The 14,623-nt window shown below is 51.6% G+C and carries 10 protein-coding genes; 3 read left to right on the top strand and 7 right to left on the bottom strand.

Annotation, left to right across the window (positions count from 1 at the left end; translation table 11 throughout):
• Window positions 1-37: 37 nt before the first annotated feature.
• The 5 genes from B5D61_RS08595 to B5D61_RS08575 form a co-directional block, all read right to left on the bottom strand.
• A complete protein-coding gene (locus tag B5D61_RS08595) occupies window positions 38-1,405 on the bottom strand; it encodes a hypothetical protein (protein WP_176159308.1) in 1,368 nt (455 codons plus the stop codon).
• A 119-nt stretch (window positions 1,406-1,524) separates the two neighbouring features.
• Window positions 1,525-2,415, bottom strand: coding sequence for a hypothetical protein (locus B5D61_RS08590; RefSeq protein ID WP_139373145.1), 891 nt, complete (start codon window positions 2,413-2,415; stop codon window positions 1,525-1,527).
• A 289-nt stretch (window positions 2,416-2,704) separates the two neighbouring features.
• A complete protein-coding gene (ispE, locus tag B5D61_RS08585) occupies window positions 2,705-3,544 on the bottom strand; it encodes a 4-(cytidine 5'-diphospho)-2-C-methyl-D-erythritol kinase (RefSeq protein WP_245846508.1) in 840 nt (279 codons plus the stop codon).
• Window positions 3,545-3,561: 17 nt separating this feature from the next.
• On the bottom strand, window positions 3,562-4,212 hold the full coding sequence (locus tag B5D61_RS08580) for a purine nucleoside phosphorylase YfiH/LACC1 family protein (protein ID WP_217698943.1): 651 nt from the start codon (window positions 4,210-4,212) through the stop codon (window positions 3,562-3,564).
• Between the two features lie 100 nt (window positions 4,213-4,312).
• Window positions 4,313-4,759: a MarR family winged helix-turn-helix transcriptional regulator gene (locus tag B5D61_RS08575; protein WP_078812915.1), complete on the bottom strand. Its 447-nt coding sequence runs from the start codon at window positions 4,757-4,759 to the stop codon at window positions 4,313-4,315.
• A gap of 383 nt (window positions 4,760-5,142) precedes the next feature.
• Between B5D61_RS08575 and B5D61_RS08570 the strand changes: the two genes are divergently transcribed.
• Window positions 5,143-6,252: a tetratricopeptide repeat protein gene (locus tag B5D61_RS08570; RefSeq protein WP_176159306.1), complete on the top strand. Its 1,110-nt coding sequence runs from the start codon at window positions 5,143-5,145 to the stop codon at window positions 6,250-6,252.
• Window positions 6,253-6,333: 81 nt separating this feature from the next.
• A complete protein-coding gene (locus tag B5D61_RS08565; protein WP_078812913.1) occupies window positions 6,334-8,124 on the top strand; it encodes a formylglycine-generating enzyme family protein in 1,791 nt (596 codons plus the stop codon).
• A gap of 17 nt (window positions 8,125-8,141) precedes the next feature.
• Here the strand turns inward: B5D61_RS08565 and B5D61_RS08560 are convergent, their stop codons facing one another.
• The gene (locus tag B5D61_RS08560) at window positions 8,142-10,313 is read right to left on the bottom strand and encodes a protein kinase domain-containing protein (protein WP_078812912.1); all 2,172 of its coding nucleotides are present in this window, start codon (window positions 10,311-10,313) and stop codon (window positions 8,142-8,144) included.
• A 29-nt stretch (window positions 10,314-10,342) separates the two neighbouring features.
• On the bottom strand, window positions 10,343-12,373 hold the full coding sequence (locus B5D61_RS08555) for a serine/threonine-protein kinase (protein ID WP_078812911.1): 2,031 nt from the start codon (window positions 12,371-12,373) through the stop codon (window positions 10,343-10,345).
• Between the two features lie 400 nt (window positions 12,374-12,773).
• On the opposite strand from B5D61_RS08555, the gene B5D61_RS08550 reads away from it, so the two are divergent.
• Window positions 12,774-14,549: a polyprenyl synthetase family protein gene (locus B5D61_RS08550; protein WP_078812910.1), complete on the top strand. Its 1,776-nt coding sequence runs from the start codon at window positions 12,774-12,776 to the stop codon at window positions 14,547-14,549.
• Window positions 14,550-14,623 lie beyond the last annotated feature (74 nt).

Raw genomic sequence — 14,623 nt, 5'->3', positions numbered from 1 at the left:
AGAATCCTTTGATGGCTAGATGGATACCAAGAGATTGTTAATCTGACGCCTGAGTATGCGTTTCAGCAATCTGCGTCTTATCGAGAGTTAACGCAGGGTCCAGCGGTCGCTTAGCATGAGTTTGATAAAGCTCTCGCTGGTGCTGAAAGACGCGTTTTGCCAGGGCGTCGGTCATCTCAGCAAATTCTTGGGCACTCATCGCATGACTGAGGGCCGAGAAAATCAGGTGAACGCCGCTGCTCCTTGTCGGCCAAAAGCTGCTTTTCAAGTATGCCGGATACCGATCTAGAAGTTGTCCTTCATGCAGAAAATACTCTCGCCGCCACACCTTACCATCCGTCCAGACTGCTGAGACATCATGAACCGTATGGAGATGTTCTCCTCGAAAAGCCATGCACACTGGTAGGGTGTGATGGCGGCCTCCGCCTTGAGCCCCGATCCAATCCACTCGTATCTGTGGCGATTGTCGCTCCAAGTGGAGTTCATACTGAGCAGGAGCAACCAACTGCGGCCGCAGGGTAGCAACCGGGACTTCTTGCCGCAAGACAGCTTGCTTGCCCAATCCGATGGCAGCAAAGGGCAGCATGACGGCCAATGTCGCGAACGATTGTCGCCACATCGAAGGCGTGATTGAAAAGGAGGCGTCTGGAGTCTTGGGGCTCCAGTGAAGACATCTCAGAATGACAACGCAAATCGGCAAAAGGATGATTCCCGACCAAGGTTGCTGGATGGCGATCAAAGGTAAGCAACCCGGCAAGAGGAGCCAGCCACACAGAGGCATCGATGACCGACTGAAGAAGGGGGAGACCAACAGCCAAGGAAGCCACAAAGACTCCATTTGGCTGAAGCCGATCCATGCTGCAGCAAGACCCCACAATAAGGTAAAGCCAACATTGGTAAAGCGTCGCGAGATGGCGTCTGCTCGACGCATTCGCATCGCAAGCACCACCATTGAACAAAGCGCGATGAGCCATCCGCCTGGGGCCTGAAGTTGTGGAGTTAATAAGGCTAAGAGCCCTGCCAGATGTAAAACTTGAACTCTCAACTCACGCGTATGAGACGAGGGCAGAATGACCACCACGGCAAGCAGCAGCGATACAAATCCCAGGAAGTGATGCATCTGCAAGCTCTCCACGGCGGGCTGCAACCACCAACGACATACCAAAATACCTGATACACGCAGCCCATTCGCCGCAGCAGCTAACAACCAAGGTAACAGCAAGGTTTGCCACAATGTGGCAGGCGAGTTCTCACGCCAAGAACGCCAACATGCCAACAAGGGAAGAATCGCAAAAAAGGCAACTCCGGCACAATCATCTGACCACGGAACGACTAGACCACCTACTTGAAGCTGTTGATCGCCAAATATGACGGGTAGACCAAGCATTGTCCCGATACGCATCATCAAACGCAGGGATTGGATTCCCATCCATACTCCCGGCCACGGCCAGACTATCAGAAGAATAGCAGCGCTGAAAGCCACTCCCCACCAACGATTGAGTCCAGACGGCATCCCTGTCGGCTTCATTGATTTGGAGGGCTGGGCGTTTTTTGATTCGTTGACTTACGCACACCTTCCAACACAAGAACGGATAACACCAAGAGGAGACCGAGAATGACGGAAGGTGCGGGTGCCGCCGGTGCAGCGGATATCAGAGAGGACGACGTGGTCGTCTCTTTAGTTTTAGCTGATTGCACCACAGCCACTGTTGTATCCGTCGTGGTGACTACGGGGGCATTGTTTGAATAAATGATTCCAGTGGGAGCGGCACTGAGGCCAATCTCCGCACTTTCTAGCGCTAAAGCATCCCTTGGACTCAGAAAGGCAAGGTCTTCATAGCCTCCCGAAAAATCGAAAAAGCTGCTGTTCATGTCATTCGCTGTCCCCGTATTCAACAAGGTCACACTCATCTGTGCCGAAATGACCTCGCCCGTGAAGCTCACATTCGAGATGGAAAGCACATCATCGAATTGGCTGAGATCAAAACCCGCAGTCGAACCTGTGATCTGGCTGCTGCCCGTTTGGCCAAAAAGGGTATAGTAGGAGGACGACTGCTTTCCCCCCGCTTCGGTAAGCACCGCTGTCGTGCTGGTCGAAAAATCACTGAAAACGTAGGTACCTGTGGTGGTCGTCACCGTTAGACTTACGCCTTTAAGCGCAACGCCAATGGAGTCAGCGGATTCGTTTCCTGAGGCGTTTTCGTTAACATCGACACCGAAAAAGAGTTTGCCAGTGCCGGTGACTTGTTGCGCAAACTGAGCAGAGCTGACGTCTTTTAAGAGGTTGATCGAGCCGACGCCGTGTTTGATCGTATCCGTCAGCCGTGTCGAAATCTCGCCGGAGACAGGCCCGGCGACCGCCAACAGCAAGGCGCTTGCAAGCCGTATAAAGGATCGAGGGGGGCTGGTTTTCATCCGCCGCCATTAAAACCCCCAAATAGCACCCGCGTAAGCCCCGCAGATGGGGGACAGGAGTGACTTTTACAACGAGCCAAAAAAAATGGAAAAAAATTCAAATTCTTTTCAACGACTCTCAAAGAAGAGAATCTAACTCATCAACAGTGATGGCGGGAGTAGTCCCCCAAAACTGGTCTTGAGAGTGATTGGTTGTTGTCATCACCCCTGTGGAAACACAGGTCAGTGTTGAGGTTGATGCAAACAAAAGGGGCCGGGTGGAATCGGGAGCCGCCCGGCCCCAACTTTTTCACCGGAGAGTTTCCGTTGGCTGCACCCAAGCGGTATCTCCGCACCAAGCCTTGGCTTTTTCAGCTACTTCTCCAGCATCTGCCCCAGATTCTGTGATGGCAAACATGGTGGACCCTGACCCCGACATCAGTGCAGCGCGGACGCCTTTCTGCTCAAGGAGCCATGTTTTTAGAGCTGGCAGGAAACGGTGTTTTTCAAACACAGGGCGCTCAAGGCTATTGACCATTTCCCCCCAAGGACAGATCTGAGGAGCGTAAAGAACCCCCGGCAGTTCCTGAGAATCTCGCCACCGTTGGTAGGCCCAGGGAGTCGGAATCGGAAAGCTGGGCTTGATCAGAACCAGTGGCAGTTTCCAGGAAAATTCCACAGGCACGACTTTTTCTCCCCTGCCCGTCCCGTCGGCCGCAGTTGTATGCAGGAGGAAGCAGGGCACGTCAGCTCCGATATGGCCAGCTATTTCCAGGAGTTCCGCGAGGTTGAGAGGACTGCCCGTCAGTTCATTGGCTCCACGCAGGATCGCTGCCGCATTGCTGCTTCCGCCGCCTAGACCTGCGCCAGATGGTATCCTCTTTTCCAAATGAATCCGCCAACCCGCCGTTTTACCTACCTTGTTTTCAAACGCTCGAAGGGCTTTGATCGCTAGATTGGATTCATCTACTGGGATCCCAGGGACGTTACAGGTCAACGCGATCCCTGGCACGGATGAGACTTGTTCAATGCGGACCGTGTCAGCGATGCCGATCTGACAGAGCCGAGTCTCGACTTCATGGAAACCATCGTCGCGTCGGCCTAGAATTCGTAGCCAGAGATTGATCTTCGCAGGTGAGGAAAGCTCCACGTGAAGGGGATAAATAATTAAGTCGTTGCAGGCCGTCCCAGTAATGCTAGCAAACGGCCCGTGCGGCCTTTCTCAATGCGGTAGGAATAATAACGCTGCAAGTCTGAGGATGTGCAGATTCCGCAATCGGCGAAATGTTCGGGAAGGACCCCTGCATCAAGGCAAGAAGTCCGAATTTGAGAAGCAAAATCGACCTCGTAAGCGGGGACTCGAATGCATGGGCCGAGCTGAGCTCGAATATTCCGAGGCTGACTTCCGAAATGCTCCTGCATTTTTTGAATCGCTACCGCAGCGATACCAAGTTCAGACCCCTTCTTGCCCGAATGAACAATCCCGCAGGCGCCAGTTTCAGGGTCCGCCAAATACAGGGCCCCGCAATCCGCCACATAAATGCCAATGACGAGGCCCGGGGTAGCTGTCACAATACCGTCTGCAGCAGGAATCGGGAGGTTTGGAGCCTGTTCGACTACGGCCACCTGATTTCCATGCACCTGCTCGGCAATACACATGGCTCCCTCCTCAAAGCCCATCTCTCGGGCGTGCTGGTGATGCCAATCCCATAATCGTGCAACGACCTCTGCCCTCTCTGCATCCACAGGTATCGTCGGATGCCTCAGGGTAAATCGATGCTTGAACTGAGGCAATTCGTTCAAGAGTGGAAAAGTCATCCACAGGTCGTTTCGCGAAGAAGTATCCATTTAAAACATCGAAAACGAAAAAGGCGCATGAAGCAAGCAAGCTCCATGCGCCTAAAATTCTGCTACCTCATCACTTACCGGAAACCGTATCCATCATTCGGTAGGAGGTCATAAAGGAAGCGGCATCTGTAGCTTCCGTCTCATCCATAGCCGAAGCGATTTGATGCTGAAGCTCGTCACGAAGGCGACTCACGAGGTCAAGGCCTTTGGAAGTTACTCGCACCATCACTTTACGGCGATCATCAATCGCATGGGTGCGCTCCATGTAACCCAATTTTTCGAGGCGATCCACCAAACCCGTCGCGGCAGCGGTTGAATGACCCATTTTGCGCGCGATGTCCGTCATGGTCAGTTCTTTGGACGAAGCCAAGTAACTGAGTAAGAAAAATTGGGCAAACGAGATGTTATCCCGATTCAACTCCTTCGACAAATTTAGCAAGAACTCACGCTGGCTGAAGAGGATGAAATCCGCCAGCTTGGCATGATCCTTGGTTTCGGGTTGTAGGGTGTTCGACATAAGGTGGGAGCTAAAGCCTAACGAAGAAAAATTTTGCAGACTCTGATGAAAAAATAACCAGTATCAAAGGTAAGCGCAAGCTAATTCCATAGAATCCATAATTTACCACGATCGTTAACTTATGGATTCTCAAAGTCAAGAATTCAACAGCCCTGAATTATCAACCATGACATCAGGAAACTCAAGAATTTTGTGCGTCTTGATCGTCCAAAATTTAAAAACTTCCGATAATCTTACAGTTTTCTACCGCCCAGGCGCTTTCTGCTTGGAGCTTTTGGGCAGGTTGTCGTTTAAAGTAGATGAACATCTTTCGCTCAATCGAACACTGCTGCCGTAAGTTTGTCTGTCTTCTCGACGATTTTCGAAACATCAATTCTTCAGTCATGAAAATCCTTTCCTGTGTGATCGCTGTTGCCTGCCTGTTTTCCATCACATTAAGCGCTCAGCAGCAAGACTTGATCAATGATCGGGAGCTTCGAGCCTGGGCTGAGAAAGGTGATGCCGATTCACAATTTGAGTTGGGTCTACGCCTGCTTACCGGAGAGGGAATAACCAAGAATGAGGCTGAAGGTGTCAAATGGATGGAGCAAGCCGCTGCGCAAAAGCACCTTCGGGCCCAATTCGTCATGGGCTCTCTTTATGAAGATGGCGTGGGTGTCAAAAAAGACGAAGCCAAAGCCTTCGAGTGGTATCGTAAGTCAGCCGAGAGTGGCTTCGCGCCTGGACAACATGCCGTTGCCATGGCGTATGATCTGGGACGCGGCGTCAAGCTTGATCCTGTCAAAGCTACCGAATGGCTGGAAAAAGCGGCCGAACAAAATCACGCCCCTGCTCAAACTGCCCTGGCCGCTAAATACGAAAGAGGGGTGGGAGCCTCTAAGAATCCATCCAAAGCAGCCTTGTTTTATCTCCGTGCCGCTCAGCAGGACTTTGTGCCCGCCATGAGTCGTCTGGCCAACCTCTATTATTCAGGTACAGGTGTTCCTGTGGATTACCGTCGTGCGGGAGCTTGGTATCAGCGTGCAGCACGTAGCGATGATCCGTGGGCATCCAACAATCTGGCGTGGTTTCTTTCGACCTGCCCCGATGAAAGCCTTCACAATGGCGAAAAAGCCGTCCAACTCGCCTCACGTGCTCTCCGTATTATGGACGAAGCGGGGGAAGAGCAGCGCTACGAAATGATTGACACCAAAGCGGCGTGCCTTGCTCGCAATGGCGAATATTTAGAGGCGGTGCTCTGGCAGAAGAAAGCCATGACCCTGCTTTCGGAAGATAAGGAGGTCGGTTCTGAAGAACGCCAAGTGCTTGAGAAAGAATTCAAAACCCGCCTGGATCTATATCAGAAGCAAACCCCCTTTACCGAAGCAGAACCGCAGTCTGACGCTGAGGCAGCTCCCCTGCCCCAAGACACCATCCTCCAAGAAGAAGGCATCCCAGGAACGCCTCCTAAATCCAAGGGGAGTAAGAGCAAGAGCCGTGGCACGGTGGTTTGAAACGACGACAATCGTGCATTTGGCATCGATTTTAGTTGGTCTAATGAGCTATCTCATTATAGGTTACGGGTAAAATTCCGTATGCCTGCCCATGAGTTTCGGCAAATCTTCTTGAGTGCTGTTACGCGTGAATTTGAGCGTAGTCGTCAGCTCCTCCGAAGTGACCTGATGGGGCCGGATATGCCCTGCAAAGTCGTAGAGCAAGGTGACTTTGCTGTGAGCGGAATGACTCTTTTAGAAAAGCTAAGCCGCTACATCTCTGAAAGCATGGCCGTAGTCCATCTCGTTGGAGATGCTACAGGAAGTGTGGCTAAACCTCTAGAGATTGAGGCTTATCTGCAAGCCCACCCCAATTTTTTGGCCGGATACCCGAGCCTTCGGGCTTCCCTTGGAAATTTTGCTCAAGTGTCCTATACGCAATGGGAGGCTTATATGGCCTTGTCTCATGGGATTCCGCTTTTCATCCACATCGCTGACAAGGAATTCACCGAACGTCCTCTAGGGTTTGAATGCGCACAGGCCGAAATCAACAGTCAAAGACAGCATCTTGATCGGCTGAGATCCTTGGGGCTCGACCGAGTCGCCTTTGTTAGCTCGGAGCGTCTATCCAGTCAGGTCTTACGCAGCATGTCGAGACTCCTGAATAGTTCAGGAACCCCTGTCGACAAGGACTCGGCCTATGATCTTGAAGCATTTGCCCAGTTACGAGAGTCCGACGAGCAAGGTGCCGAAGATCCGATAGCAGTCATTGTGCCGGTGCACTTAGAGTTAGGCCTGCCTCCCCACTTGCTGTTAGGTCAAAGTGTTGCCATTGAATTTCATTTAAAAGAGCCAGGTCGGACGGCCGTTGAGCACATCACCATTGATTTTGAGATCGGTCTGCATCGAGTTAGCGTCCGGCGAGACTTGCTAGATCGGGGGCAAAGTGTCAGACTTTTTGCCGATTCACCCATCGTTTTAGAGCAAGAAGGAACACCGCCGATGCGGATTTTGTTATGCTGTGAACGCTCCAGCATTCGCGAAAAATTTGAATGGCAAGAAATCGCCAATGTTATTACAGCCGAGGCTTTGATGACTCGGACAGGGATCGTGCCTCGCTCTAAGCCCCGGCCCAAAAAAATTCGCCTGCAGTTGGTTCATGAGGAGTTGCGCCCTCGTCGTGGAATCTTGGATTTATTCCTCCAACCAGTTCCTGCGGCTGGGACTCGATTTGATATGGGGAGCCCCATGACTGAACGCGGCCGGCAGCAAGATGAGAGTCAGCATCCAGTCCGTTTCAGCCACAGCTGGTGGATGGCACAAAATCCCATCTCGCAAGCTCAGTACAAGGCTGTCATGAATAATAATCCTGCCAAATTTCACGACCAAAGTGATCATTTTCCGATCGAAAATGTGACTTGGTTTGAAGCTGTCGAGTTCTGTGAAAAGCTAACGCTAATGGAGCAGTCCGAAGATAAGCTTCCTTTGGGGTTCCAATATCGATTGCCGACTGAGGCAGAGTGGGAATTTTCGTGCCGTGCGGGTGACGACGGAATACCTCAAACAAGCAGTTCACGAACAGGAGGCTCTGAGGCGACTGCGATTACACATGCCATTTCTACTTTTCCGCTGGATGGAAATCGAGGGGCCAATCGATATGGCCTATGCGACATGACGGGAAATGTTTTCCAATGGTGCCTGGATCATTATGCGCCTTATCCTTCGGATCTAACGGTCGATCCTTGCCATAAGAGCAATGATGGACAAAGGGTTGTGCGTGGAGGCAGCTGGTACGATGCGGCTCCACTCCGGCGACCTGCGGCTCGAATGCGCTGTGCACCAGAAACACGGAGCAGTCGAATTGGTTTTCGTATCGTCTTGGCTCGCGTTTGATGAGTAATTGCTTTCGTTCACTTCTTCTTCTCGCCGGTAAAAAATCCTCCAATGGATTTGCCAACATTAGTGGCTCCGTCACCGACTTTTCGGAAAAAGCCCTTTTCTTCTTCCTGAGGTTTCTTGGTGGTTCTACGCCGAGCAACGGTTGTTGAAGTCATCGGCGAGGGATCGTCCTTCCAGTCAAGAATTCCTAATGCAACAAGAGTGCGTGTATCAAGGGCAGCACTGGGAACTAGGTTTTTGGCTCTTTGGAATGCAAGAATGGCTTCATGCGTGTTTTTTCCCGCGCCTCCGTCCGGCTCAGCGGAATAGAAGTTTTGTTCTTTCATGAGGGCTTGAGCTTCTTTTAAAAGACGCTTCCGGCCATTTTCCGAAAAATCCTTGGTGGGTAGATCAGGAAAGATCCCTTTGATATCCAAAGGTTCTTTTGGAGTCTCTGATTCAGCTTGAAGCTGCAAGGCGGGTAAAAGTGTTTCCGCTGCTTGGCGCATTTCTAGGATCTTAGAATCGCCCAGCACATCCGGCGGCGCGGCGCTCATCTGATTCAGAAATGTTTCAACCAAACCAATCTTGTAGGCTGCGCCAGCATTGGGATCCGCGGTGAATTGCCGGAGCCGCGCCAACTCGCCTTCTGCCTTTTGCCGCTGCTCTTCAAGCAAACGTTTTTCTTCCTCAATCGCTTTTAATAGCGAATCTCTGCTGGCCCGTGCATCAGTTAATTCCTGATTCAACTCGTCTGGTTTAGCCCCTTGATATCCGATATCCGCCTCCTTGAGAAAAGCTTCCCAGGCTGCGAGAGCCAGGGGCTTTTGTTCCGACAACGAAGCTGCTTTAGCCTGAACAGTTAGATACTGTGCGCGAACCTTTTTTAAATAAAGCCGCCGAGCCTCCTCGGCCTCTTGTCGCGCCAATTCCTCGGCATGATCCTTCTCATCTGCACGAGTCTGTCTTTGTTCTTTTGCAGCTTGGAGGATCGGTTGAAAATCAGGATATTCAACTGTCACACGTGTCTGCCAATTCCTTATAAACACATCCCAGTGGTCTAAAACAGCGGCATGCTCGGAAGAATGTTCCAGGTCGTAAGCTTGGGCCTCCATGAAAGCTTTGGTGAGATCTCCTCGGAATTCATTGCGCGGTGCAATTTTGAGAAAGTAAAGTAAGCCGCCCGAGACAAGGACACAGAGCACAATTCCTCCGATGATCAGGAGGTGATTGGAAAAAATCGATGGAGCGTTAGGCTTGGAACTCGGGTCTTCGGAGCCCTTTGATATGGATGAACGTTCAGATAGAGGCAATGCAATAGGTGCCCCTGCCTGAGCACCATCTGACGCTTTGGAGGATGCTCTCAAGCCAGAGTTACTAGCACCTGACCCACGAAATGTTCCGCTACGCAGTAATTCAGCCAAGTCTCCTAGTGATGGTCTTTGAATTGGATCTTTAGCCAAGGCTGAAGCTATCCAAGCTTCCCAAGCATGAGGAATAGGAACCGACTGAATCTCCAATTGAGCCCGCCGTTCATGAACTGAAACGGGCACCGTGTTTACCACTTGCGTTGCGATATCTCCGGACGAAAAAACAGGGACGCTTGTGAGCAAATCATACAATAGGGCACCTAAGGCATAGATATCGTCAGCGACCGAGGGAGGGTGTCCCTGGAGAATCTGGGGGCTTAGCACAGCGGGAGGCAGTGCTGAAGCTCCATCGAATTGAGGTTGTGGACGCAGTAAGCGCGAAACGGCTAGATCGGTCAATTTTAAGTCGGTACCATCGATTAGAAAACTCCCGCCATACAATGCTCCGTGCGGTATCTGCATCTCGTGCAAATATTCCAGCACCTCGACCATACTCCTTAACCAAGGCTTGATCTCCGAGACTTCAAAGTATCTCCGAGGGCGCCGTGCTCGCCTTTGCAGAATCGTTTCTCCGTCATAGCTTTCCAGAACGACTGCAGCAAGAGGTGGTTCAACGGCAAGGCCGCGTGTCGCAATGAGATTGGGGTGATTGAGATGAGTCAATGAACTGATAAAAGCTTCCAGAGAGGCCGTAGAAACCCACTCGGGTAAGAGCCTCAGATCGACCTTTTCTCCAGACTGGCGATTAATGGCTCTCCAGCTCTCCCCGAGGGGATCTTTACGTTGGAAACGCTCAAAATCAAAATGACAGAGGGACGCAGGGAGAGTAATCATTCGGGAGTGATAAATCTCTGGTGTGAAAATTAAGGGCGAAACATCGGCACTGGGGGGCGCCCCATCGGTGGAGTCCCACCCTGTAAGACCTTCATTTTCGCCACATCTTCCCACGAGGCACTTCCCCCAGAACTTGATGAGCCTCCAGAGGGTGAACTCGATTGCCGCGTTGTCCCCCCAGTCACAACTTTGACTTCGGAGGGTTCTTGCATCATGTGGAGCCCTAAACGAGTTAAGGTTGGAAGATCAAGAATACCTGTTGCTGGGAGCTTTTCAGCTTTTTGCCAGGAAACCAACGCATAAAACGTTGCGGGTGACCAGATTCCGTTGCTGCCCCCCGTAGGCTGTCCTCGCTGAGTCATTGCGGTTTGAACAGCTTGAAGAAGCTTCTTTTTACCTTCGGTGGACCACGTTGCCGCAGGCGACATTGCAAAGACAGCTGCTTCTTGAGGTGGAACTAACGGAGTTTCGTCCTTGGCTTTGGCCATCCATTCCGATGCCTGCTTGCGGGCTTCACCTAACAAAGCGATGTGCTCTGTACCCTTGTCATTCATGCTTAACACACCTGCATTTTTCAGCACAATTTCGTTCCATAAATCCGCTTTTGCAGCAGCACCTAAATCACGGCTTTCACATTCTTTGCGGGCGGTCTCGGACGAACTTCGCAGGTTTTGCAAGGCCAACTGATATTGTTGGTCTTCTTTATCTTCCTGCTCTTTCCAGTAATCAGCCCGATCTTCTGCACGTCTCACAATTTCGCGCAGTCGAGCCTCAGCTTGATAATCAATGATTCGGAGATCGCTCAATAAGCGATCCCACTTTTCGCGTTTAGCACTCGAGGAGGCCTCCGTTTTCTCAAAGCTGGTCGCCTTTAAGTCCTGATCGATGTATCGTTGAACTGCGATCTTGGGCTCAGGATCTGGGATCGGGGGCACTTCAGACGATCCATGATTCAAAAAAATCAATCCGCCACCTACGATCAATATGGAAACCAAAGCCGCCGTCAAAATTGCAGTCGGGAAAGGAGAACGGTCTACTTTGGGGGCCGAAAGTGGGATTGTGGTGTGCCCAGAGTAGCGTGCTGCGACGGCAGCCGTTGAGCTCGTGACTGCACCGGTTCCCGTTCCCCGTCGGAAGGGTTGGCCGAGCAATCCTTTGCGAAATTCTGCAGCGTTACTGGGTCGTAAGGATGCGTCTTTGGCTAGAGCTGCTGCCACAACCTCTTCCCAGGCAGGGGGGATTTCTTCACCTATCGCCCGATTTTCAGCCCGCCTTTGTGCCATGCTCGGAGCAGGAATCTCTCGGATTTGCATGTTGATATCGCCCGAGTGAAATGGCGGGGTTCCCGTCATGAGTTCAAAAACTGTTGCCCCCAAGGAATAGATGTCATCAGCGATAGAAGCTGGTGCCCCTAACAACTGCTGAGGACTCATGTAGTTCAACGTACCAGAGCCAGTCCGCTGAGGAAGAGACATTACGCGACCTACGGAATTTCTGAGACTACAGGCGATACCAAAGTCGGCCACTTTGACTCGATCCTCGGAATTCACCATCACATTTGCTGGTTTGAGATCCCGATGTACAATCTTCTCCTGCTCATGGGCATATTCCAAGGCATCAAGGATATGAAGCAGATAAACATGGAGACTGTCTGCTTCAAAAACTTGCGCGGGCTGATCCACACGCATGGCGGCCAAAGTGGCCCCATCCACATACTCCATCGAGATGGCGGCAAGCCTTTCATCATCCTCGAAGCCCAAGACTCGAACGATATTGTTATGGGTGAGTTTCAGACCTAATTTGGTCTGATTTTTCAAATCATTGATGGCATCAGGATCATGCTGCAACGCTTCAGGCACGAATTTGAGAGCTATTTCCTGCTCAAGCTTCATATCCTGGGCAAGCCAGACGACGCCCATTCCCCCCACTCCTAAAACTCGTTTCAATACATATCGTTGAAACACCGTATCGCCTTGCTTGATGGAAGCGGTTGCTCCCATCATAGTCCCCCCACCAAATGGATTGAATGACGATGACAAAAGATCGTGGGTCGAGTTCATCTATAGAGGAAATTATTCATGAACCTTCAGGGGTGAAAAGCAAATTTCGCACCGAATTCCTAAATAAAAAGTCGGCTAAAAGCTTTAACCTCTATTGAGGTTAAAGTTAAGTGTTAAAATTTAAGCATCGTAGAGAGTCTTTTTGCGCCCATGATCAGAGGCGCTTGGATCACATCGCTATTGAGCGGGAGACAATCGCCCCCTCCGCATACCCTTAGCCAATGAGTTGTCCTTTTGATTTCTCCGAGATGAAATGGCAAAATTCGCACATTCGTGCGCAATCCTTGCAAGACTTCCAACTGGCGGCACGGTTACATGCTGGCCGTTTTGACAAGGACTTGCATCTTGCTGTTGAGATTCACTGTCGCCTTTAAGCCCTGCTATTCGTTTCTTTTTACCAATGTCCACTGCCGCCGTCCGTTCCGCCACTTTACCGCCAGCCATCCCTGGTCTTGTCAGACGGTTTCGGCAGCCGAAGAAAAACATTCCTCAAACGAAGCAGGATCGAGATTTTGTCCTGCTGAAAGTCCGTGAATACGCGGAGTCCACCAAACTGGTGCCCCCTCTGCCAATTGAAGAATTGCAGGTGCATACGGACAAAATCATGGCACTTCACGGGATCGACCCGGCTTATCGCGACTACACAGGCGTGTTATTAGCCAATGAAAGCTGGCGCGAGTCTCTGGCCACCGTGCCTTTTGAAAAACGCCTTTTGCTGATGCCCAAGTGCCTTCGCGTCGAAAGCAAGTGCCCTGCCCCGTTTGATGAATTTGGTCTGTTGTGTAAGCAGTGTGGTCTCTGCAGCATTCAGGACTTTCAGAACGAAGCGGAGAAACTGGGATATGCCGTCCTGGTGGCGGAGGGCAGTGCCATTGTCATGTCCCTGATTCAAACGGGCAAAATCGAGGCAATCGTGGGGATCTCCTGCTTGCCGGTTCTTGAGCGCACTTTCCCGTATGTCGAAGCCGCAGCCATCCCGGCCGTAGCTGTGCCGCTCTTACAGGACGACTGCATCGACACCACTGTCGATGTGGATTGGGTTTGGGATTACATCCATCTCACCAGTGAAGACAAAACCCGTCGTCTGAATCTGAATTCGCTGCACGACGAGGTGAAGACTTGGTTCACGCCCGAGGCGCTCGAAGCCCTTCTCGGCAAACCGACCTGCCAAACCGAACAGATTGCCCGTGATTGGCTGGCACGTGCGGGTAAACGTTGGCGCCCCTTTCTCACCGTAGCCGCCTATCAAGCTCTGCGCGAAGATCCTGAAGGCCCTATTTCAGATGACCTCAAACTGGCAGCCATTTCCGTGGAAGCTTTCCACAAAGCTTCGCTGATCCACGACGATATCGAGGATAACGATGCCGAGCGCTACGGCGAACCTACGCTGCATTCAGAGCATGGGACGCCCGTCGCACTCAATGTGGGCGACCTGCTCATCGGTGAGGGTTATCGTCTCCTCGCTGAGATGCAGTGTGCCAGCCACATTCGCAGTGCGTGTCTGAAAGTGGCGGCGGAAGGACAGCGCGAGTTGTGCCGAGGCCAGGGAGCTGAGCTGCTCTGGAATAATCATCCTGTGGCACTCAGTAACACGCAGGTTTTGGAGATCTTCCGGAGTAAGACTGCACCCGCCTTTGAGGTGGCCTTGAAGATCGGTGCTGCGCTGGCCGGGCAGTTGGACGACACTGCGGATGCCTTGCATTCATACAGCGAAAATTTGGGCATCGCTTATCAGATCCGGGATGATCTGGATGATTTAGGCGATGACTCGGCTGCGGATAATGGGGTGACCATTCGTCCAAGCATCATCTTGGCTCTGCTACGTGAGCGTGGGAAAGGGGAGGTTAAAGAGACCATGGAAGCCCTCTGGAATGGACAAGCCCGTTCGCTGCCAGATAAACCGACCATTCGCCAGTGGGCCGAAGAAACGGGAGCCTATGATAAGGCCACTCTCATGCTGGAGACTTACAAGGAGGCTGCGATCCGTAGTCTGCAGGATGTGGAACTCCCAAACCTCAAAGGACTTCTGAGGCGAGTCATCGGTAAGATTTTCAATGAACTTGAAATCAAAGGCTGGTGCCGCGAGTTCGAGCAGAAAAATGCAAATCCAGAATTGAAGGAACAGGCTGCTAAAGCAGCTGAGCACTTGGTGCCCAAAATGGCCGAGACGGCTTAAAACGGGCTGAAAACCATCGTCGGAGGACGAAAGAAGTTTTCTTTTCTCAAGACTGCATCGTTTCGCAGGGCTAG

This window comes from Prosthecobacter debontii (assembly GCF_900167535.1).
Taxonomy (GTDB): domain Bacteria; phylum Verrucomicrobiota; class Verrucomicrobiia; order Verrucomicrobiales; family Verrucomicrobiaceae; genus Prosthecobacter; species Prosthecobacter debontii.
Note: the sequence above shows the minus strand (reverse complement) of the source record. Positions and strands in the feature narration are given on the sequence as shown.

Bases quoted from the DNA above. Each gene is read 5' to 3' on its own strand.
- B5D61_RS08565 (WP_078812913.1), top strand. From the start codon at position 6,334: ATGCCTGCCCATGAGTTTCGGCAAATCTTCTTGAGTGCTGTTACGCGT.
- B5D61_RS08555 (WP_078812911.1), bottom strand. From the start codon at position 12,373: ATGAACTCGACCCACGATCTTTTGTCATCGTCATTCAATCCATTTGGT.
- B5D61_RS08590 (WP_139373145.1), bottom strand. From the start codon at position 2,415: ATGAAAACCAGCCCCCCTCGATCCTTTATACGGCTTGCAAGCGCCTTG.
- B5D61_RS08580 (WP_217698943.1), bottom strand. From the start codon at position 4,212: ATGACTTTTCCACTCTTGAACGAATTGCCTCAGTTCAAGCATCGATTT.
- B5D61_RS08575 (WP_078812915.1), bottom strand. From the start codon at position 4,759: ATGTCGAACACCCTACAACCCGAAACCAAGGATCATGCCAAGCTGGCG.
- B5D61_RS08560 (WP_078812912.1), bottom strand. From the start codon at position 10,313: ATGATTACTCTCCCTGCGTCCCTCTGTCATTTTGATTTTGAGCGTTTC.
- B5D61_RS08595 (WP_176159308.1), bottom strand. From the start codon at position 1,405: ATGATGCGTATCGGGACAATGCTTGGTCTACCCGTCATATTTGGCGAT.
- B5D61_RS08550 (WP_078812910.1), top strand. From the start codon at position 12,774: ATGTCCACTGCCGCCGTCCGTTCCGCCACTTTACCGCCAGCCATCCCT.
- B5D61_RS08570 (WP_176159306.1), top strand. From the start codon at position 5,143: ATGAAAATCCTTTCCTGTGTGATCGCTGTTGCCTGCCTGTTTTCCATC.